Raw genomic sequence first — 20,145 nt, forward strand, 5'->3', positions numbered from 1 at the left:
TGCCGGTCCTGCATCGCAGGACCGAAAAGGCTTAGCCGTTGACGGCGTCCTTCAGCGGCTTGGAGACGCGGAAGCGCACGGCCTTGGAGGCGGCGATCTTGATGGTCGCGCCGGTGGCCGGGTTGCGGCCTTCGCGCTCGGCGCGGTCGGCGGTGTCGAAGACGCCCAGGTTCGAGATGCGGATGTCGCCGCCCGACTTCAGGGTCGAGTGGATGTTTTCGACGATCGCGGTCAGCACCTTGCCGGCGTCGGCCTGCGAAACACCAGCGTCCTTGGCGACGGCGGCGATCAGTTCGGCTTGAGTGGTCATAAGAAGCGTTTCCAGTGTTAGTCGCCCGATTCCGAGCGAGGACCGGGGGATCAACACGGATTTCCCTACGCTTTGCAAGCGCCGATGACGCTTAAAGCCATATGGGGCGGGAGATTATCCGGTACCGGACGCCCGCTGGAAGCTCTCGACCAGGCTTCCAGCGACCAATCGCCAGCCGTCCACCAGGACGAAAAAGATCAACTTGAAGGGGAGGGAGACGACCACCGGAGGGAGCATCATCATGCCCATGGACATCAGCACGCTGGCCACCACCAGATCGATCACAAGGAACGGAACGAAAAGGAGAAATCCGATTTCGAAAGCCTTCTTCAACTCGCTGATCATGAAGGCCGGCGTGACCACGCGCAGGGGCAGGTCCTGGACGTTCTGGGGCGGGTCGATCTTCGACAGCCGGGTGAACAGGGCGAGGTCCCCGCGGTCCACCTGGGCCAGCATGAAGGTTTTTACGGGTTCGGACGCCTGATCGAAGGCCTGGGGCAGTTCGATCTGCTGATCCATCAGCGGACGGATGCCCGAATCATAGGCGTCCTGCCAGGTCGGGGCCATGACGATGGCGCTCAGGAACAGCGACAGGGACACCAGGACGGCGTTCGGCGGCGACTGTTGCAGGCCCAGCGCCGTGCGCAGCAGCGACAGGACCACGATGATCCGCACGAAGCTGGTGGTCATGATGACGATGGACGGCGCCAAGGACAGGACGGTCATCAGACCGACCAACTGGACCACGCGCTGGGTCAGGCCGGCGCCGGTGCCCAGATCAATGTTCAGGGCCGAGCCGCTTTGCGCCGCCTGCTGAGCCAAAGCCGCGACAGGCCAGGCCAGACAGACCAGGGTGGTGAACAGCGACAGCAGGGCCGCGCGTTTCAGCTCGGCGCCGGTCGGCTTGACGAAGACGGCGGGCTTCACTGGCCGCCTCCCATTTTACCGATAGGGGGCTGACGCGGTTCGATCAGTTCGCGGCCTTCGCCCAGCAGGATCAGCCGTTCCTCTTCGTCGACGCGGACCAGAACGAGGCGACGGGCGGGGTCCAGCACCAGGGTCTCGACGACCTGAAGCCGGCGCTCGCCGCGCTCCGCATTCAGCCGCGCCAGGATTTGCGGCGCATAACGGCGCGCAGCCCAGGCCGCGATCCCGATCAGGCCGAGGGTGAAGGCCAGGCCGAAGACCGCCCGGGCGAGATCGAGGAAATTCATGACGCTGCAAAGGCCCCGCGCAGTCCGCGCTTAGACCCTGAATGTTAACCAGCACGGTTAACGACCCGTTGAGATAACCCCCTATTAACCATCCAGGCGGCATTTTCTGCCCATCGCGCGCATTCGCGTCGCACGGGAGACCGCCATGGGCGTCGCCGACATACCGCTGCTGGGGCAGATCAAGGGCCGACTGGGCTGGCTGGACGCCCGCCAGCGGGTCATCGCCGAGAACGTCGCCAACGCCGATACGCCGGGCTTCGTCGGGCGCGACCTGAAACAGCCGACCGACTTCGCCGCCGCCATGCGCTCGGGCGGGGGTCTGCAGATGGTGCGCACCAATGCGGCCCATATCGCGCCGGCCGGTTCGCCGGTGCGGTTCGCTCCGACCAAGGCCCCCGATTCGGAGACCACGCTGGACGGCAACTCGGTGGTGGTCGAAGAGCAGATGCTGAAGATGGCCGAGAGCCGCATGGCCTATGACGCCGCCATCGGCTTCTACCAGAAATCCATGTCCATGATCCGCATGGCCGCCAAGCGGCCGGGCGCCTGAGCCGATGGCCGAGAAGGACTGACCCATGCCTGATCCCATCCCCCCTTCGAACAGCGCCATGGCGGTGGCTGCCTCGGCCCTGAAGGCGCAGCAGTCGCGCATGCGCGTGATCGCCGAGAACATCGCCAACGCCCAGTCGACGGCGCGCACGCCGGGCGGCGAGCCTTATCGCCGCCAGATCCCGGTCTTCCAGGCGCGCGAGGTCGATGGGGCGACCGGCGTCACCCTGGCCGAGGTCCGGCCTGACCAGGGCGACTTCAAGATGGACTATGACCCGTCGCACCCTGCAGCGAATGCGCAGGGCTATGTGATGCGGCCCAATGTCGACACCCTGGTCGAGGCGATGGACATGCGCGAGGCGCAGCGCGCCTATGAGGCCAATCTGAACGTCATCGAGACGGCGCGGTCGATGGACAGCCGCACCCTCGACATCATCAAACGCTGAGGACTAGGCCATGAATCCGATGATGGCCGCCAAGGCCTATGCCGCCGTCCAGGGCGGCGCCATGCCGACAGCAGCCCAGGCGCCCGGCGTCGGGGACGGCGGCTTCGCCGACCTGGTCAAGAACGCCATGACCGACATGACCCAGCAGTCGCGCGCGGCCGAAACCCAGATGACCCGCTCGGTTCAGGGCCAGGGCAATCTGATCGACGTGGTCACGGCGCTGAGCTCGGCAGAGGCGTCTCTGGAAACAGTGATCTCGGTCCGCGACCAGGTGATTTCCGCCTATAAGGAAATCATGGCCATGCCGATCTGACAGCGGGTCAGAAGTAGCGTTCGCCGATTCGCAGGGTGTCGCCGGGCGAAACACGCGCATCGGCGGTCAGCGGCTGGGCCTCTTCGACCGGTGATCCGGCGCGACGCACGAAGACGCGGCGCGTGTTGGCGCGATAGGTGAAGCCTTGTGCCGTCGCCACGGCGTTCAGCACCGTCAGGTCCGGCAGATAGGGGTATTCACCCGGCCGATTGACCTCGCCCAGGATGTAGATCGGCCGATAGGTCAGGACCTTGGCGGTGACGCGCGGCTGGTTCAGATAGCCCTGGCTCAAGGCTTGAGCGACGGCGTCCTGAAGCTGGGCGCCTGTCAGGCCGGCAGCCTGGACCTCGCCGATCAGGGGCAGGGCGATCCGGCCGTTGGCGTCGATCACGAACTCGCCGCCCAGCGCCGCCTCGCCGAAGACGTCGATGCGCACCTTGTCGGCGGAGGCGAGCCGATAGTCCGACACGCTCTGAGGCGCCAAGGCCGTCAGCCCCAGCGACAGGATCGCGACCAGCAGGCCGATGCCTCCTTTTGCCCTCACTGTCATCGCCCCCAATCGTTCCGGGTGTGAAGGCTAAACGTTTAGGTTGTTCGGGTCTAGGGGCGGTCCGACAGGATACGGGCGGCGAGATCGCGGGCCTGGCCGCGCAGGTCGGGCACGGCCGTCATCTCCCAGAAGGCGCCGCGCGTCAGGGGGCCGATGGCGTGAAGACCGCGCGCTGGGGCGCCTGCGCCGTCCAGCAGACCGCCCTCGTCATCGACCTGCAGCCCAAGGCCCAAGGGGTCGGGGCGACCATAACCCTTGTCGAGGATGTCGCGGATCATCGGTTCGGTGCTCTTTGAGATCACGCCCAGCGGCCCGGTGCAGTTCACGACCAGGTCGAACCGCTCCTTGATGGCGCGCTTCTTTCCGCGCGGACGCCACGAGACCTCGATGACGTCGGTCGCTTTCAGCTCGGTCAGCTTGCCGGCGAGGATCGTCAGCTCGCCGCCGGCCAGCATGGAATGAATGTCGCGGGCCGGACCGGGCGACAGGCGGTGGCGATGCACGTCCCACAGGGGACGCAGATGGCGCAGGAAGCGGCTGCGCTCCACCCGCGACCAGCCGCGCCAAATGTCGCGCGCGGAATGGCGCAGGCGGTCGAACACGGCGCGCCAATCGGCCTCGGCTGTCGCGGCGCGGATCTGGCGCAGGATTTCGGCCGGGCTGCCCGAAAAGGCGCCGACATAGGGCGTGGGCGGAACGGTCGCGTGGGCGCGAGGCAGAAGGCCGTGACGCGACAGGGCGGTCAGCCTACGGCCTGGCCGGCGCAGGGTGATGGCCGCATCCACCATCGTCAGGCCCGAACCGATCAGCAGGACGTTGCGGGCGTCGCGCGCCGTCTGAGGATCGAACCGCCAGGGGTTTTCGACATAGGCGGGGGAGGCGCGCACCGCGTCCTCGACGCCGGGGGGCGAGGCGGGCTCCAGATTGCCTAGCGCCAGCACGACCTGATCGGCCGCGATCTGTCCGTCGCTGGTCAGGATACGCCAGCCGTCGTCCTGGCGATCGATGGACTGAGCCTCGGCGCCGATCAGGTTCAGTCGGTCGGGGGCGTCGTCCAGCGCCTCGTCCAGCAGGGCTTGAAGATAGTCGCCGTAGACGCCGCGGGTGATGAAGCCGTCCTGGGCACGCCACGACGGCTGTTCGGCCAGCCAGTCGGCGAGGTGGCTGGGCTGGTCGGGAAAGGCGCTCATATTGTCCAGGCGGACGTTCAGCAGATGGCCGGGATTGCCGGTGTCATAGGCGGTGCCGGGACCGAAAACGCCGCGCCGCTCGATCAGGGTGACGCGCACATCGCGCGAGGCCTTCAGCAGATTGACGGCGGTCAGCAGACCGCTGAAACCCGCGCCGACGATGGCGACATGCGGTCCATTCTGCTGCGGCACGCGCACCCCCGTTTTCCGTTTCCGTCGCTGGCGATAACACGCGCCGGGCCAGAGGGATCATGGCGATAAATATCTATCTGACCAGTAGGAATAACGTGATCAGCGGTTGCGACCCTTGGCCTTGCGGATGTCGCGCACCGCCAGCGGGAGCAGCGTCCAGGGCTCGACGCAGTAGCGGACGAACAGCCGTTTCGGATCATGCAGCAGGCGATAGGCCCATTCGATGCCGGCGCGTCCCATCCAGCGCGGGGCCGCGCTTTGAACCCCCGCCTCATAGTCGAAGGCGGCGCCGACCGACAGGATGACGCAATCGGGCAGGCGCTCGAAGTTTTCGGCGATCCATAGCTCCTGGCGCGGCATCCCCATGCCGACGAACAGGATATGGGGCTGGAAGGCCGTGATCCGATCCAGGACGGCGGCGTTCTCGGACGAACCGGGCCGGGCGTCGAAGAAGCCGTGGTGGATGGCGATGTCGGTGTCCGGATAGCGGAGCTTCAGCCGGCGAGCCGCCTCGTCGCCGACGCCGGGCGCGCCGCCGATGGACATAACGCGCCAGCCCTCGCGGTTCGCCACACTCCAGAAATGGTCGCGCCAGTCCAGATAGGTGCAGCGGTGAAAGCCCCGGCTGTGCAGGCCCAGGGCGCGCGAGAAGGCCAGCAGCGGCGTCGAATCGACCTCGATCAGATCGGCCCTGTCGTAGAAGGCGTCGAGTTCAGGCCGTTTCTGCATCAGATACAGGCTGTGCAGATTATGATTGGCGATCAGGCTCTTTGCGCCCTGCCGCACCGCCTGCTGAATATGGTGCAGCACCTCTTCGGGCTTCACCAGATCCATCGGTTGACCCAGGATCGTGACCCGCTCGCGGGCGCGCCGGTTCTGGCGGAACGGCGCGCGCGGCCGGGCGCGGCGCTCCGTGACGAAGCGCTCCGGCGCAGAGGGGCTGAGAGACGGGTCCGCCATCAGGCGCTTGTAGGCGACCTGGCCTCAAGACGGGGTTAGGAAACAGGCTTAGCGCCCATTAAGTCGTCGCCGAACGCGGATCGAAAATGAGGTGCGGCCAGGCTTGCCGCGCCGCGTGCGCAAGAAATCTCGCAAAGGCGAAAAATCCTTGTTGACCCCGCCCGGAGCCTCCCTTAGAGGTCCGCGCCTTCCCGATGGAAACGCCGCAAGGCGGTGCCGACGGGGCCCAGATGGCGGAATTGGTAGACGCGCTGGCTTCAGGTGCCAGTGGCTTAACGGCCGTGGAGGTTCGAGTCCTCTTCTGGGCACCATCTTTCAGAAAGCGTCGCACCGAACGGTGCGGCGCTTTCTTCGTTTTGGCCTATCGCCTCGCGCGCGGCGGCGTTTTTTGTGGCCTATCGGAATGCGCGCGGCGCATTCCTGCTTGAGGCCGCTTTGTGATTGCGGCGCGCGGCGCTCAGCATTGCTGTAGGCCGTTTCGCGCGCCGCGTTCGCCGTGTAAGAGCCTGAGCATGACCGTTTACCTGCATGAGGGCGACCTGCCCGACGATCTGGACCTGGGGTCCGAGGTCGCCATCGATTCCGAGACGATGGGCCTGCGTTTCCGCCGCGATCCGCTGTGCGTGGTGCAGCTGTCGTCGGGCGACGGAAACGCCCATGTCGTGCGGCTGAACCGGCCCGCCTACGACTGTCCGAATCTGAAGCGGCTGCTGACCGATCCGGCGGTGACCAAGATCTTCCATTTCGGACGGTTCGACATCGGCATGTTCCTGCTGCACCTCGGCGTCGAGACGCGGCCGGTCTATTGCACCAAGATCGCCTCCAAGCTCGCGCGCACCTATACCGACCGGCACGGGCTGAAGGACGTGGTGCGCGAGACGGTGGGCGTGGACCTGTCCAAGGCGCAGCAGTCCTCGGACTGGGGCGCCGAGACGCTGAGCCAGGCGCAGCTGGACTATGCGGCGTCGGACGTCCTTTATCTGCATGCGGCCAAGGCCAAGCTGGACATGATGCTGGCGCGCGAGGGGCGAACCGAACTGGCTGCTGAATGTTTCGACTTCCTGCCGACGCGGTCGGCGCTCGACCTGGCCGGCTGGGACGAGACCGACATCTTCGCCCACAGCTGAGGCGCGCTTGACCGAACACGGCGAACAGTCCCGTATCGAGGCCGACGAGGCCAGGGTCGCCCTGGCCGGCGCCCGCTGGCGCGCGCGCTCGCGCCGGGTGAAGCTGTATCGCCGTGTCCTGCCGATCGTCATCCTGGTGCTTGCGGGCGGCGCCCTGACCTGGACCGTGTTCCGCACCGTCATGTCGGGGGTGGAGCGCAAGGCCAGCCAGAGCCAGGAAGTCCGGCTGGACGCCCCCCTGTTCCACGGCCAGGACGCGCAAGGCCGCGCTTTCACCGTCGGCGCCCAAGGCGCCGTGCGCGACCCCAATACCGGCAAGTTCAAACTGATCGGTCCTGCGCTGAAGCTGAACCTGGGCGGACGCAAGGTCACCGAACTGACCGCCGACGGCGGCATCTACGACGAGCAGGCCAAGACGGTGACGATCGGCCCGAACGTGCGCATTTCGGACGGCGGCACGGGCTTTGTCCTGACTACGCCCGAGGCGGTGGTCGATACCTCGACCGGAAACGTCACCGGTTCAAAGGGCGTTCAGGGTTCCGGCCCTATTGGAACCATCAACGCATCGTCCTATGCGATCTACGATCAGGGACAGCGCGTCGTGTTCGACGGCGCAGGCGACAACAAGGTGAAGGGCGTTCTGACGCCCAAGGGGTCAGGCGGATGATCGTAACGAAGATTTCGAAGACGTTGGCTGTCGTCGCTGCGGCCGCCGTTGTGGGCATGCCAGCGCTGGTGGACGCCCAGGCCCAGGCGACCAATCAGCCTGTCGCCTATGGCGCGGACTCGGTCGAATACGCCCCCAACCGCATCATCCTGCGCGGCCGGGCCGAGGCGACGCAGGGCGGCAATCGCTTTCGCGCCGACACCCTGACCCTGGTCAGCGGCGAGGGCGGCGATCTGCAACGCGCCGAGGCCAGCGGCACCGTCTATTTCGTGACGCCGGACCAATCGATGCGCGGCGACCGGGCCGTCTATAATCTGGGCAATGGCGAGATCGTGGTGACGGGCAATGTCATCCTGACCCAGGGCAAGAACGTCCTGACCGGCTCGCGCCTAGTCTACAACATCAACACCGAGACCGCCCGCATGGACGGCGCGCCGCGCGGTGCCGCCGGAAGCCGCGTGCAAGGCGTCTTCTATCCCAACTCGAACTGAGGCCGTCTGGCCGTCACGGACCTGAGCATTTGGCGCGCAAGGAACTGTCAGCCCTGAATCTGGACGAGCGGCCGCAACCGGCCGCCGTGACGCCCGCGGCTGCGGAAAAGGGCCTGCGGGTGATGAACCTGGCCCGGTCGTTCGGCCAGCGTCAGGTGGTTCGCGACGTGTCCCTGACGGTGCAGCGCGGCGAGGTCGCGGGCCTGCTGGGTCCCAACGGCGCCGGCAAGACCACCTGCTTTTATATGATCACCGGCCTGATCCCGCCGGATTCGGGCGCGATCTGGCTGGACGGCGAGAACATCACCGGCCAGCCGATGTATCAGCGCAGCCGCATGGGTCTGGGCTATCTGGCGCAGGAGGCCTCGATCTTTCGCGGCATGACGGTCGAGCAGAACGTCAAGGCTGTGGTCGAGCTGAACTATCCCCGTGACCAGATCCGCGCCGAGACCGACCGGCTGCTGAACGAACTGCACATCGACCATCTGCGCCATGCGCGGGCCACCGCGCTGTCGGGCGGCGAGCGTCGGCGGGTGGAGATCGCGCGGGCGCTGGCGGGCCGGCCGTCCTTCATGCTGCTGGACGAACCCTTCGCCGGCATCGACCCCCTGGCCATCGCCGACATCCGCACCGTGATCCGCTATCTGGCCAGCCAGGGCATCGGCGTGCTGATCACCGACCACAATGTGCGCGAGACCCTGGACATCACCGACCGGGTGTCGATCATCTCGAACGGCGCGGTGCTGTTCGAAGGCACGTCCGACGAGGCGATCCACGACGCCGAAGTGCGCCGGGTGTATCTGGGCGAAAACTACATCTGACGATTAGCGTCTCCTCCCTGCGAAGCGGGGAGGGGGACCGCGCGCAGCGTGGTGGAGGGGTTCTTTGAGTCCTACCGGCGCTAGCGATGCGCTGAAGACCCCTCCGTCACGGCGCTTGAAGGAAGCGCCGCGCCACCTTCCCATGAAATGGGGAGGAGACAAAAGCGCGTTCGTCTCGCGTTAACCGGTTCGGCGACATTCTGTCCCAGCAAGTTCCGGGCCACTCGGCGGACCGGTGGGAAGATTTCGGACGTGATCGGGCAAAGGTTAGAGGTCAGGCAGGGGCAGGGGCTGGTCATCACGCCCCAGCTGCAGCAGGCGATCAAGCTGCTGCAACTGTCGAACCTCGAGCTGGAGGACTTCGTCGAGGCCGAGCTGGAGCGCAATCCGCTGCTGCAACGCGAGGAGCCGGAGGGCGAGATGTCCGAGCCGGTCGAGCGTGTCGATGCGGCCTCGGATAGCGAAATGTCCTTCGGCGACGGGGTCGCGGACGCAGCTGCGTCTTCGATGGACGCCGGTTCCGACGACGTCTACGGCGACGCCGCGCCGGGCGAGCGCACCAGCGACCGGATGACCGACGAGGCCCAGCCGGGGCTGTCGGACTGGTCCAGCGCCGGCAAGGGCGGCCAGATGTTCGAAGGCGAGGGCGAGCGGCCTGACGCGCACGAGCTGACCCTGTGGGAACATCTTCAGGCCCAGGCGTCGAGCGCGGGCCTGTCGCCGGCCGACCACGGCATCGCCCTGACCCTGATCGATGCGACGGACGAGGGCGGCTATCTGCGCGGGGAACTGACCGAGTTCGCCGACCGGCTGGGCGTGCCGCTGGCGCGGATCGAGGCGGTGCTGGGCGTTTGCCACGGATTCGAGCCGACGGGGATCATGGCGCGGTCGGTGCCGGAATGCCTCAAGCTGCAGCTGATCGAGCGCAACAGGTTCGATCCGGCGATGTCGGCCCTGCTGGACAATCTGGGCCTGCTGGCCAAGCGTGACCTGGCCGGACTGCGCCGCGTCTGCGAGGTCGATGGCGAAGATCTGACCGACATGATCGCCGAACTGCGGGCGCTGACGCCGCGTCCGGGCGCAGGCTTCGGCGGCGAGCCGGCCCAGACGGTCGTGCCCGATGTGCATGTGCGGCCCGATCCCGCCGGCGGCTGGCGGGTCGAGCTGAACGCCGACACCCTGCCGCGCCTGTTGGTCGACAAACGCTATCACGGCCTGGTCCAGGCCGGCGCGCGATCGGATACCGAAAAGACCTTCGTCGCCGACTGCGCCGCCCAGGCCAACTGGCTGGTCAAGTCGCTGGATCAGCGGGCCAAGACCATTCTTAAGGTCTCATCCGAGATCGTGCGCCAGCAGGACGCCTTCCTGGCCTTCGGCGTCGAGTTTCTGAGGCCGCTCAATCTGAAGACTGTCGCCGACGCCATCGGGATGCACGAATCCACGGTCAGCCGCGTCACCTCGAACAAATATATCGCCACGCCGCGGGGCGTGTTCGAGCTGAAATTCTTCTTCACCGCCGCCATTCAGTCGGTTGACGGCGCGTCAACCCATTCGGCCGAAGCCGTCCGTCACAAGATCAAATCCATGATCGACGGCGAGGGGCTGGAGGGCGACGTTTTGTCCGACGACCGGATCGTGGAAATCCTGAAGGAAACGGGCATCGACATCGCGCGCCGCACCGTGGCCAAATACCGGGAAGCCTTGAGGATTCCGTCCTCGGTCGAGCGCCGGCGGATGATGAAGACGGGCTGACATCCACAGCCAAGCGTGACCACAAATCGGTGATCTGGATTGACACCAAATCGGGTCGGGCGCGTTCTATCGGCATGCAAGTCCAAGTCAGCGGCAAGCAAGTGGATGTCGGCGAAGCGTTAGGCTCGCGCATCTCCCAGGAACTCGAAGACGGGGTCGGAAAATACTTCGCCCGAGGCGGTGAAGACGCCGAGGTCGTGGTGTCCAAGGACGGCCACAACTTCAAGGTGGACTGTTGGGTCCGCCTCGCGTCGGGCCAGACCCTGGTGACGACCGGAATGGGCGGAGACGCCCACTCGGCCTTCACCGAGGCGCTGGATCGGCTCGAAAAGCGGGTTCGCCGCTACAAGCGCCGGCTCAAGGATCACCACATCGGACCCAAGGGTCTGTCGCCCGAGAAGACCGAAAACGCCGCCCGCGAAGTCGCACGCAGCATCGTGCTGCGTGATCCCGACAGCGTGGAAGACGATGTCTTCGGCGACACCGGCGAGAACGACGGCCCGCCGCCGGTGGGCATGGTCATCGCTGAGACCGAGCACGAAATCCGCACCATCACGGTCGGACGGGCCGTGCTGGAGCTGGACATGACAGGCTATCCGGTCGTGCTGTTCCGCAATGCGGCGCACGGCGGACTGGCGGTCGTCTATCGGCGTCCGGATGGCAATGTGGGATGGATCGATCCCGAACGGACGGCCAAGTCCAACGGTTCGGTGAACTAAGCCTCAGTTTGACTTCGGCGCGGTTGTCTCTAAACGGGCGGCCGCGCCGTTGTCTGCTGCGTGTATCGAGGTTGTGTAATGGACATCGGTGATCTGCTCGCGCCGAAGGGCGTCGTGCTGCGCAGCGGCGCGTCGTCCAAGCGACAGGCGCTTCACGCGCTGGCCGAGGCGGCGTCGCATGCGCTGGGTCTGGATGAAGCCCGCATCTTCGACGCCTTGATGGAACGCGAGACGCTGGGATCGACCGGGCTGGGGTCCGGGGTCGCCGTGCCGCACGCGCGTCTCACGGAGGTCGAGAAGGTGACGGCGGTGTTCGTGCGGCTGGATACGCCTGTGGCCTATGATGCGGTGGACGACCGGCCGGTCGATCTGATCGTCGGCCTGTTTGCGCCGCCCAAGGCGGGCGCCGAACATCTGCGCGCATTGGCGGCGGTTTCGCGCGCGCTACGGTCGCCCGAACTGCGGGAGCAACTGAGACAGGCGCGCACGACCGATGCGATCCGCGCCCTTTTCGTCAAGGACGCCACAGCCGCGACAGCGGCCTAATGTCGAAATGAAAGGCGGCGCCTGCGCGCCGCCATCCATCAGATCAGTGAACGGAAACCGGCTCCAGCTCGTGCGCCACGGCGGCGGCGAAGGCGGTGTCGCGATCGATCATGACCGCCAGACGCTCGCCATCGGCGCTGTGGACGGCATAGAGCATCTGGCCGGGATTCAGATCCACGTCCTTGATCTCGACCGCCTCTTCAAGCAGGTCCGAGGCCTTGATCTCGCGCACATACACCAGGTCGGGGGCGCCCAGTCCGGCAAAGTCTTCCTTGGTCATCGTCATCGGCGTCATTAGGACCGCCTCCTTCATATTTGACAACGCCCGGATCGCCGGGCGGTTCGAATGGCTGTGGTTTTCAGCCAGCCGTGATTGGAATACGTCGCACCTGACGCTCGGCCTCGGGCCGGATCAGATCGACGTGCAGCAGGCCATGCTCCAGCCGGGCGCCCTCGACCTCCAGCCCGTCGGCCAGGACGAAGTTTCGCACGAAGCCGCGCGCCGCGATGCCGCGATGCAGAAAGGCCTGTTCGCCCCTGCCCGCATCGTCGCGCTTGCCGGCGATGGTCAGCTGGCGGCCGTCCAGGGTGATGGCCAGTTCTTCGGGCGCGAACCCGGCGACGGCCAGGCTGATGCGGACGCCCGCATCGCCGATCTGTTCGACATTGTAGGGCGGATAGCTTTCCGCCGCGGCCTTGGCGGCGCGGTCGATCAGGGCGCGGGTGTGGTCGAAGCCCAGCAGAAAGGGGCTGTCGAACAGGAGGGTGCGCGTCGTCGTCATCTGGGGTCCTTGCGTCAGCGACCGAGCGGTCGGTCTCCCGCAATCGGCAAGACCGTCCGTCACAGATGAAGATGGGGGCTGGCGAGGGCGGGATCAACCGGCAGCGCCTGTGGGGTCAGTGGATGGCCTCGCCGTGCTGGGTATAGTCCAGCCCCTCGACCTCTTCGTCCTTGTTGACGCGCAGGCCCGTGGTGAACTTGCAGATCATCAGGACGACGAAGGTGCCGACGGCGCTCCAGGCGATGACGCCGACCAGGCCGACGGCCTGTTTCCACACGGTCGCCCCCTCCGACAGGGCGTTGACGGTCGTGGTGGCGAAGACGCCGGTCAGCAGGGCGCCGACGATGCCGCCCACGCCGTGCACGCCAAACGCGTCCAGACTGTCGTCGTACTTCAGCGCGTGCTTCAGCCAGACCGCGCCCGCATAGCAGGCCGGACCGCCGATCAGGCCGATGAAGAAGGCGCCCTTGGGATCGACGAAACCGGCGGCGGGGGTGATGGCGACCAGACCGCCGACGACGCCCGACAGCAGGCCCAAGAGGGTCGGGCGCTTGCGATCGAACCATTCGAGGGTCATCCAGCCCAGGGCTGCGCTGCCGGCGGCCACAATGGTGTTGAAGGCGGCGGTGGCGGCCAGCGCATCCGCCGCGCCCGCCGACCCCGCGTTGAAGCCCAGCCAGCCGACGAGCAGCAGGCCGGTGCCGATGGCGCTATAGACCAGGTTGGCGGGGGCCATGTTGTCGCGCCCGAAGCCGTGACGCGGCCCCAACACCAGGGCGCAGACCAGGCCGGCGATCCCGGCGTTGACGTGGACCACGGCCCCGCCTGCGAAATCTAGCACGCCCAGCCCGCCCAGATAGCCGCCGCCCCAGACCTGATGGCAGATCGGCGCATAAACGATCAGGTGCCACAGGCCAAAGAACAGCACGCTGGCCGAGAACTTCATCCGCTCGGCGAAGGCGCCGGCGATCAGGGCCGGGGTGATGATGGCGAAGGTCATCTGGAAGGCGACGAACAGCAGTTCGGGCAGGCCGGGCAGCAGGCTGTGGGCCGTCTGGGCCGTCACGCCGTTCAGGAAGGCCGCCTGCACCCCGCCGATGAAGCCATTGATCGCGTCCGGCCCCTTGCCGAACGACAGGCTGTAGCCGACCAGGAACCACAGGACCGAGACGATGGCGAAGGCGGCCGCCGACTGGGCGACGACGCTGATGATGTTCTTCTTCCTGACCATGCCGCCGTAAAACAGGGCCAGGCCCGGCAGGGTCATCAGCAGCACCAGCGCCGTCGAGGTCAGGATCCAGGCGGTCGCCGCCGTATCGATAACCAGCGGCGCCTGATGCGCCAGCAGGGCCGGGGCCGCCAGGGCCGGTGAGGCGAAGGCCGCCGCCCCGGCGACGAGCGTGACGGCGAGGGCGGCGGATCGGGTCATGGCGGCTTTCTACGGCAGGCGGTTCGGTGTCAGGCGGAGGTCTTCAGGCGTTCCGTGCGGGCGGCGATGTCGGTCAGGGGCACGATGCGGACGAAGCGTTTCAGGCTGTTGTCCCAATCCGCCAGCAGACGCCGCGCCAGGGGCGAGGCCGTCGCGGCCAGATGGGCCTCGATCAGGCCCTTCAGTCGATCGGCCGCCTGTGCGTCAATGTCGGTCACGCCCGCAAGGTCGCCGTTCAGGGCGCGCTCGGCATGGCCCGGCTGGTCCAGCACGAACAACTCGCCGCCGCTCATGCCCGCCGCCAGGTTCCAGCCGACCGACCCCAGGACGACCACGCGCCCGCCGGTCATATATTCGCAGCCGTGCGCGCCCAGTCCCTCGACCACGGCCTCGGCGCCGGAGTTCCTGACCGCAAACCGCTCGCCCGCCGCGCCGGCGACGAACAGCCGGCCGGAGGTCGCCCCATACAGGGTGGTGTTGCCGCAGATCAGCTGATCCTCGCGCCATTCGGGCGTGCGGATCGAGATTTCGGCGCCCGACAGCCCCTTGCCGACATAGTCGTTGGCCTCGCCCGTCAGATGCAGTTCCAGACCCTTGGCGGCGAAGGCGCCGAAGCTCTGGCCCGCGATGCCTTCCAGCCGCAGCTTCAGACGGCCCGCCGGGCCTTGCGCGCCGAAGCGGCGCACGATGGCCGAGGACAGGGCCGCGCCGACCGTGCGCTGGGTGTTGTTCAGCGGATAGGACAGCTCCAGCGTCTGGCCGCGATCCAGGAAGCGCACGGCGTCCTTCAGCACGGCGGCGTCCAGACTGTCGGCGATGGGCTTGCGGGTCGTTTTGTCGGCCCATTTGCCGGCCGCGCCCTCGTCCACCTGAACCAGCAGGGGGTTCAGGTCCAGGTCGTCCAGATGCGAGCCGCCGCGACGAACCTGACGCAGCAGGTCGGTGCGTCCGATGATCTCGTCCATCGTGCGTGCGCCGATGGAGGCCAGGATCTCGCGCGTCTCCTCGGCGATGAAGGTGAACAGATTCACCACCTTGTCAGGCGTGCCGGTGAACTTCTCGCGCAGCCGCTCATCCTGGGAGCAGACGCCGACGGGGCAGGTGTTCGAATGGCACTGACGCACCATCAGACAGCCCATGGCGATCAGGGCGGCGGTGCCGACGCCGTATTCCTCGGCCCCCAGCATGGCGGCGATGACCACGTCGCGACCGGTGCGGACCCCGCCGTCGGTCCTCAGCGTGACCGAGCCGCGCAGATTGTTCAGCGTCAGCACCTGATGGGCCTCGGCCAGGCCGATCTCCCACGGCAGGCCGGCGTGCTTGATCGAGGTCTGGGGCGAGGCGCCGGTGCCGCCGTTGTGGCCGGCGATCAGGATGGCGTCGGCGTTGGCCTTGGCCACGCCCGAGGCGATGGCGCCGATGCCCGATGCGGACACCAGTTTCACCGTCACCCGCGCATCGGGGTTGATGGCCTTCAGGTCGTAGATGAGCTGGGCCAGATCCTCGATCGAATAGATGTCGTGGTGCGGGGGCGGCGAGATCAGGGTCGTGCCGGGGACGGCGTGACGCATCCGGGCTATGAACTCGGTGACCTTGAAGCCGGGCAGCTGGCCGCCCTCGCCGGGCTTGGCGCCCTGCGCGACCTTGATCTCGATCTCGCGGCACTGGTTCAGATATTCGGCGGTGACGCCGAACCGGCCAGAGGCGACTTGCTTGACCGCCGAGTTGGCGTCGTCGCCGTTCGGACGCGGATGATAGCGTTCCGGATCTTCGCCGCCCTCGCCCGAGACGGAGCGGGCGCCGATGCGGTTCATGGCGATGTTCAGCGTCTCGTGCGCCTCGGGCCCCAGGGCGCCCAGCGACATGGCCTGGGTCAGGAAGCGGCGGCGGATGTCCGACACGCTTTCGACCTGGTCCAGCGGAATGGGCGTGCCTTCGCGGAAGTCCAGCAGGTCGCGCAGGGACAGATCGGCCTGGGCGCGGACGACCTCGGAGAACTGCTTGAAGCGGCGATAGTCGCCCCGGTTGCAGGCGTCCTGCAGCAGGTGGATTGTCCGGGCCTCGTGGGCGTGAGCCTCGCCGCCCGAACGGATCTTGAAGAAGCCGCCGATGGCCGGGGAGGGGACAGCCTCGCCCCAGGCGATCCGGTGCCGCTTCATCGCCGCCTGTTCCAGACCGGCCAGGCCGATGCCGGAGATGCGCGACGGGGCGCCGGGGAAGAACTCGGCCGTCAGGGCGCGCGACAGGCCCAGCACCTCGAACTCGCAGCCGCCGCGATAGGCGGAGATGACGCTGATCCCCTTGCGGGCCAGGGTCTTCAGCAGGCCCGCCTCGATGCCGGCCTTGTAGTTCAGACAGGCGTCGCGCAGCGTCAGGCCGGGATACAGACCCCGGTCCAGACGCTCCTGGAACAGGTCCTGGGCCAGCCAGGCGTTGACGGTGGTGGCGCCGACACCGACCAGCACGGCGAACCCGTGCGGGTCCAAGGTCTCGGCGGTGCGCACCACGATGGAGCAGTAGGAGCGCAGGCCCGCCTTGGTCAGGCGGCCGTGAACCCCGGCCGTGGCCAGGATCATCGGCGCGGCCAGGCGATCCGCCGAGCCGGCCTGGTCGGTCAGCACGATCAGGGCGGCCCCGTCGCGGGCGGCCGCCTCGGCCTCGTCCATGATGCGGTCCAGCGCGGCGCGCAGGGCCGCGCCCGCCTTGTAGGTTTTCTGGGCGTCGTCGGACGGCAGGGCGTAGCTGCAGTCGATGATCACGGTCGAACCGGCGCCGACCGTGTCGATCATCCGCTCGTACATGCCGTTGGTGAGGACGGGGCTGTCCAGCACGAAGACGTCAGTCTGGGCCTCTTCCTCGGCCAGGATGTTGCCCAGGTTCTTGAACCGGGTCTTCAGGCTCATGGCGCCCGCTTCGCGCAGCGGGTCGATGGGCGGATTGGTGACCTGGCTGAAGTTCTGGCGGAAATAGTGCGACAGCGGGCGCGGCAGGGCCGACAGCACCGCCGGCGGCGCGTCGTCGCCCATGGAGCCGACCGCCTCCTTGCCGTCGCGCACCAGGGCGTCCAGCAGCAGGTCCAGGTCCTCGCGGCTGTAGCCGGCGGCGATCTGGCGACGGGTCAGGGCCTCGCCCGAGGCCGAGCGCGGTTCGGGTCCAGGGCCGATGATCGGCTCCAGATCGACCATATTGTCCAGCCACGCCTTATAGGGGTGGGCGGCGGCCAGGGCGTCGACGGCCTCATGTTCGTCGTACAGACGGCCGTGCTTCATATCGACGGCGATCAGCTTGCCGGGGCCGATGTGCAGGCGGCGCTTCACCCGGCTCTCGGGGATCGGCACCAGACCGGCTTCCGAGCCCGCCATCAGCAGACCATCGACGGTCTCGACGGCGCGCAGGGGACGCAGGCCGTTGCGGTCCTTGCCCGCCACGATCCAGCGGCCGTCGGCGGCGCAGATGGCGGCCGGGCCGTCCCACGGCTCCATCACCGCATTGCAATAGGCGTAGAAGGCGCGGTGTTCGGGCGGCATGACCACGTCGTCCTTGGCCCAGGCCTCGGGGATCAGCAGGGTCTTGGCCATCGGCGCGGGGCGACCGGCGTGGACCAGCACCTCCATGACGTTGTCCAGGGCGGCGGAGTCCGATCCGCCCGGCTGGACCACCGGCTTGACCTCGCCGTCGCGGTCGCCAAAGGCGCCGGCCGCCATGCGGATCTCGTGCGACTTCATCCAGTTGAGGTTGCCCTTCAGCGTGTTGATCTCGCCGTTGTGGGCCATCATGCGGAAGGGCTGGGCCAGCTTCCATTCGGGGAAGGTGTTGGTCGAATAACGCTGGTGGAAGACCGCGTAGGCCGAGACGAAGCGCGGGTCCTCCAGATCGGGATACAGGTCGCCCAGCAGTTCGGCCCGCACCATGCCCTTGTAGGCGATGGAGCGCGCGGACAGGGTGCAGATATAGACGCCGGCCAAGTTCTCGGTCTTGACCGTCTTTTCGATGCGGCGGCGGCACAGATACAATTCGCGCTCCAGCGCCTCGCCGTCCAGCGGCCGGCCGGCGTCGTCCAGGGGCGGGGCCAGCATGATCTGTTCGATCTCGGGCCGGGTCGCGCCGGCCTTGGTCCCCACGACCGACAGGTCGATCGGTGTCTGGCGCCAGCCATAGATCCAGAAGCCGGCGCGCAGGGCCTCGGTCTCGACGATGGCGCGGGCGCGGTCCTGGGCGCCCAGGTCGGTGCGCGGCAGGAAGACCTGGCCGACGCAGATGGGCCCGGGACGCAGGGACTGGCCGATGGAGGCCACCTGTTCGGCGAAGAAGCCTTGGGGGAGTTCGGCCATGATGCCGGCGCCGTCGCCCGACAGGCCGTCGGGATCGACCGCGCCCCGGTGGGCCACGGCCTTCAGGCTGCGGATCGCATATTCGACCACGTCGCGGCGGGGGGTGCCGTCGATGGAGCAGACCAGGCCTACGCCGCAGGCGTCGCGTTCCGAACTGCGGTCATAGGCGTTGCCGGCTTCCAGCCGGTCGCGGGTGTCGTTGTACTTGTCTAACCAGGTCATGCCGCGACCTCCTCGGTGCGGGTCTTGAAGTAGCGGTCGATCTCGGCGGCGGCGTCCTGGCCTTCGCGGACGGCCCAGACGACCAGGGAGGCGCCGCGCACAGCGTCGCCGGCGGCGAAGACGCCGTGCAGGCTGGTGGCGAAACTTACCGAGCCAACCTTGATCGTGCCGTCGTCACGCAGGCGTAAGTTCGGCTCATGCGCCGCGAACGGCTCGGGCGAGAAGCCCAAGGCCTCGATGACGATGTCGGCCGGCACGTCGAAGTCGGCGCCGGGAACCGGCACGATGTCGCGACGCTGGCCGGGCAGGCCTTCCGTCAACTGCATACGCGCAGCGCGTACGCCCGTGACCTGGTCGCCTTGCGACAGCAGGGCCTTTGGTGCGGCCAGCCATTCGAAGACGACGCCTTCTTCCTCGGCGTTGACGACTTCGCGGGCCGAGCCCGGCATGTTCTCGCGATCACGACGATACAGGCAGGTGACGCTGGCTGCGCCTTGCCGGACGGCGGTGCGGACGCAGTCCATCGCGGTGTCGCCGCCGCCGATGACGACGACCCGCTTGCCGCGCGCCTCGTGCCATCCGTCCTGTTCGGCGTCGCCCAGGTCGCGCCGGTTCTGATGGGTCAGATAGGACAGGGCGGCGACGGTCGAATCCGGCCCGCGACCGGGCGCGGACAGGATGCGCGGCTGATAGACGCCCATGGCCAGCAGGACGACGTCGTGGCGGTCGCGCAGCTCCGTCAGGGTCACGTCCTTGCCGACCTCGCAGCCCAGCACGAACTGGACGCCGCCGTCGATCAATCGGTCCACGCGGCGCTGCACGACATGCTTTTCCAGCTTGAAGCCGGGGATGCCGTAGATCAGCAGCCCGCCGGCGCGGTCGTGGCGGTCATAGACCGTGACCTGATAGCCCTCGCAGCGCAGTCGGTCGGCGGCGGCCAGACCGGCCGGGCCGGCGCCGACGATGCCGACGGTTTCGCCGCGTTCGGCCGCCGGGCGGATCGGCTCGACCCAGCCGTTGGAGAAGGCCTGGTCGCCCAGCCAGGCCTCGACCGAGCCGATGGTCACGGCGTCCCAGCCGGACTGGTTCAATGTGCACGATCCTTCGCACAGCCGGTCCTGCGGGCAGATGCGGCCGCAGATTTCGGGCATGGTCGAGGTCAGGGACGCGACGCGCCAGGCCTCGCGCGGCTCGTTCTCGGCCGACAGGCGCAGCCAGTCGGGAATGTTGTTCTGAAGCGGGCAGGCGTTCTGGCAGAAAGGCACGCCGCAGTCGGTGCAGCGCGACGCCTGTTTCTCGGCCGTCTCGGTCGAGGGCGGAATCGTGATCTCGCCGAAACCGCGCGCGCGCAGTTCGGCTGAGGCCTTGGACAGGCGGCGAGGTTCGACGACGAATGTCCCGCCTTGCTTCAGGGTCTTATGCATATCTCGCATATGCCGCAAACGACGCGTTAGAGGCAAATATTATTGCCGCGCGGCGTTCTCAGCGAAACAAAAAGAATAAATCATCCAATCGGACGCGTTTCGTCGTCAAA

Annotated in this window: 21 protein-coding genes and 1 tRNA gene; 11 read left to right on the forward strand and 11 right to left on the reverse strand. The window is 67.4% G+C overall.

From position 1 onward, the window contains the following. Positions 1-31 precede the first annotated feature (31 nt). From Q9R14_RS15605 to Q9R14_RS15615, 3 genes are all read right to left on the reverse strand, one after another. On the reverse strand, positions 32-310 hold the full coding sequence (locus Q9R14_RS15605) for an HU family DNA-binding protein (protein ID WP_017506838.1): 279 nt from the start codon (positions 308-310) through the stop codon (positions 32-34). 114 nt (positions 311-424) lie between these two features. Continuing rightward, positions 425-1,237: a flagellar type III secretion system pore protein FliP gene (gene fliP / locus Q9R14_RS15610; protein WP_039244769.1), complete on the reverse strand. Its 813-nt coding sequence runs from the start codon at positions 1,235-1,237 to the stop codon at positions 425-427. Then, a complete protein-coding gene (locus Q9R14_RS15615; protein WP_292079183.1) occupies positions 1,234-1,524 on the reverse strand; it encodes a flagellar biosynthetic protein FliO in 291 nt (96 codons plus the stop codon). Before Q9R14_RS15615 ends, fliP begins: the two co-directional genes overlap by 4 nt. A 145-nt stretch (positions 1,525-1,669) precedes the next feature. On the opposite strand from Q9R14_RS15615, the gene flgB reads away from it, so the two are divergent. Genes flgB through Q9R14_RS15630 form a run of 3 tightly spaced genes read left to right on the forward strand, consistent with a single transcriptional unit; the run spans position 1,670 to position 2,832 of the window. After that, positions 1,670-2,074: a flagellar basal body rod protein FlgB gene (gene flgB / locus Q9R14_RS15620; RefSeq protein ID WP_017506835.1), complete on the forward strand. Its 405-nt coding sequence runs from the start codon at positions 1,670-1,672 to the stop codon at positions 2,072-2,074. Between the two features lie 25 nt (positions 2,075-2,099). Next, complete coding sequence (flgC, locus tag Q9R14_RS15625; protein WP_369796239.1) at positions 2,100-2,519, forward strand: flagellar basal body rod protein FlgC; 420 nt, start codon at positions 2,100-2,102, stop codon at positions 2,517-2,519. 10 nt (positions 2,520-2,529) lie between these two features. Next, positions 2,530-2,832, forward strand: a complete 303-nt coding sequence (locus Q9R14_RS15630; protein ID WP_045809720.1) for a flagellar hook-basal body complex protein FliE — start codon at positions 2,530-2,532, stop codon at positions 2,830-2,832. Positions 2,833-2,839: 7 nt separating this feature from the next. Here Q9R14_RS15630 and Q9R14_RS15635 read toward each other — a convergent pair whose 3' ends face one another. The 3 genes from Q9R14_RS15635 to Q9R14_RS15645 form a co-directional block, all read right to left on the reverse strand. Beyond that, on the reverse strand, positions 2,840-3,382 hold the full coding sequence (locus Q9R14_RS15635; RefSeq protein WP_306002979.1) for a polysaccharide biosynthesis/export family protein: 543 nt from the start codon (positions 3,380-3,382) through the stop codon (positions 2,840-2,842). Between the two features lie 50 nt (positions 3,383-3,432). Continuing rightward, positions 3,433-4,770, reverse strand: coding sequence for an FAD/NAD(P)-binding protein (locus tag Q9R14_RS15640; RefSeq protein WP_306002980.1), 1,338 nt, complete (start codon positions 4,768-4,770; stop codon positions 3,433-3,435). 93 nt (positions 4,771-4,863) lie between these two features. Continuing rightward, on the reverse strand, positions 4,864-5,724 hold the full coding sequence (locus Q9R14_RS15645; protein WP_306002981.1) for a WecB/TagA/CpsF family glycosyltransferase: 861 nt from the start codon (positions 5,722-5,724) through the stop codon (positions 4,864-4,866). A gap of 224 nt (positions 5,725-5,948) precedes the next feature. On the opposite strand from Q9R14_RS15645, the gene Q9R14_RS15650 reads away from it, so the two are divergent. The 8 genes from Q9R14_RS15650 to ptsN all read left to right on the forward strand — a co-directional run bounded on the left by Q9R14_RS15650 (position 5,949) and on the right by ptsN (position 11,847). Further along, positions 5,949-6,035, forward strand: a tRNA-Leu gene (locus Q9R14_RS15650). Between the two features lie 201 nt (positions 6,036-6,236). Further along, positions 6,237-6,851, forward strand: coding sequence for a ribonuclease D (locus tag Q9R14_RS15655; protein WP_306002982.1), 615 nt, complete (start codon positions 6,237-6,239; stop codon positions 6,849-6,851). A gap of 7 nt (positions 6,852-6,858) precedes the next feature. After that, the gene (lptC, locus tag Q9R14_RS15660) at positions 6,859-7,518 is read left to right on the forward strand and encodes an LPS export ABC transporter periplasmic protein LptC (protein ID WP_045809723.1); all 660 of its coding nucleotides are present in this window, start codon (positions 6,859-6,861) and stop codon (positions 7,516-7,518) included. Next, positions 7,515-8,009 (forward strand): LptA/OstA family protein, encoded by a 495-nt coding sequence (locus tag Q9R14_RS15665; protein WP_045809724.1) that lies wholly within the window; start codon positions 7,515-7,517, stop codon positions 8,007-8,009. The genes lptC and Q9R14_RS15665 overlap by 4 nt, the downstream gene beginning before the upstream one ends. Positions 8,010-8,038: 29 nt before the next feature. Next, the gene (gene lptB / locus Q9R14_RS15670; RefSeq protein WP_306002983.1) at positions 8,039-8,830 is read left to right on the forward strand and encodes an LPS export ABC transporter ATP-binding protein; all 792 of its coding nucleotides are present in this window, start codon (positions 8,039-8,041) and stop codon (positions 8,828-8,830) included. Positions 8,831-9,082: 252 nt separating this feature from the next. Beyond that, the gene (gene rpoN / locus Q9R14_RS15675; RefSeq protein WP_306002984.1) at positions 9,083-10,582 is read left to right on the forward strand and encodes an RNA polymerase factor sigma-54; all 1,500 of its coding nucleotides are present in this window, start codon (positions 9,083-9,085) and stop codon (positions 10,580-10,582) included. Positions 10,583-10,656: 74 nt separating this feature from the next. Then, positions 10,657-11,301 (forward strand): ribosome hibernation-promoting factor, HPF/YfiA family, encoded by a 645-nt coding sequence (gene hpf, locus Q9R14_RS15680; protein WP_055754032.1) that lies wholly within the window; start codon positions 10,657-10,659, stop codon positions 11,299-11,301. A gap of 78 nt (positions 11,302-11,379) precedes the next feature. Then, positions 11,380-11,847, forward strand: coding sequence for a PTS IIA-like nitrogen regulatory protein PtsN (gene ptsN, locus Q9R14_RS15685; protein WP_039244754.1), 468 nt, complete (start codon positions 11,380-11,382; stop codon positions 11,845-11,847). Between the two features lie 43 nt (positions 11,848-11,890). On the opposite strand, the gene Q9R14_RS15690 is transcribed toward ptsN, so the two are convergent. From Q9R14_RS15690 to Q9R14_RS15710, 5 genes are all read right to left on the reverse strand, one after another. Next, on the reverse strand, positions 11,891-12,142 hold the full coding sequence (locus Q9R14_RS15690; protein WP_017506777.1) for a DUF1150 domain-containing protein: 252 nt from the start codon (positions 12,140-12,142) through the stop codon (positions 11,891-11,893). Between the two features lie 64 nt (positions 12,143-12,206). After that, a complete protein-coding gene (locus Q9R14_RS15695) occupies positions 12,207-12,629 on the reverse strand; it encodes an Hsp20 family protein (protein WP_137722377.1) in 423 nt (140 codons plus the stop codon). Positions 12,630-12,744: 115 nt separating this feature from the next. After that, positions 12,745-14,058, reverse strand: a complete 1,314-nt coding sequence (locus Q9R14_RS15700; protein ID WP_306002985.1) for an ammonium transporter — start codon at positions 14,056-14,058, stop codon at positions 12,745-12,747. Positions 14,059-14,087: 29 nt separating this feature from the next. Continuing rightward, positions 14,088-18,611: a glutamate synthase large subunit gene (gene gltB, locus Q9R14_RS15705; protein WP_306002986.1), complete on the reverse strand. Its 4,524-nt coding sequence runs from the start codon at positions 18,609-18,611 to the stop codon at positions 14,088-14,090. Beyond that, positions 18,608-20,035, reverse strand: coding sequence for an NAD(P)-dependent oxidoreductase (locus Q9R14_RS15710; RefSeq protein WP_306002987.1), 1,428 nt, complete (start codon positions 20,033-20,035; stop codon positions 18,608-18,610). Before Q9R14_RS15710 ends, gltB begins: the two co-directional genes overlap by 4 nt. Between the last annotated feature and the right edge of the window lie 110 nt (positions 20,036-20,145).

This window comes from Brevundimonas sp. C43 (genome assembly GCF_030732185.1).
Classification (GTDB): domain Bacteria; phylum Pseudomonadota; class Alphaproteobacteria; order Caulobacterales; family Caulobacteraceae; genus Brevundimonas; species Brevundimonas diminuta_C.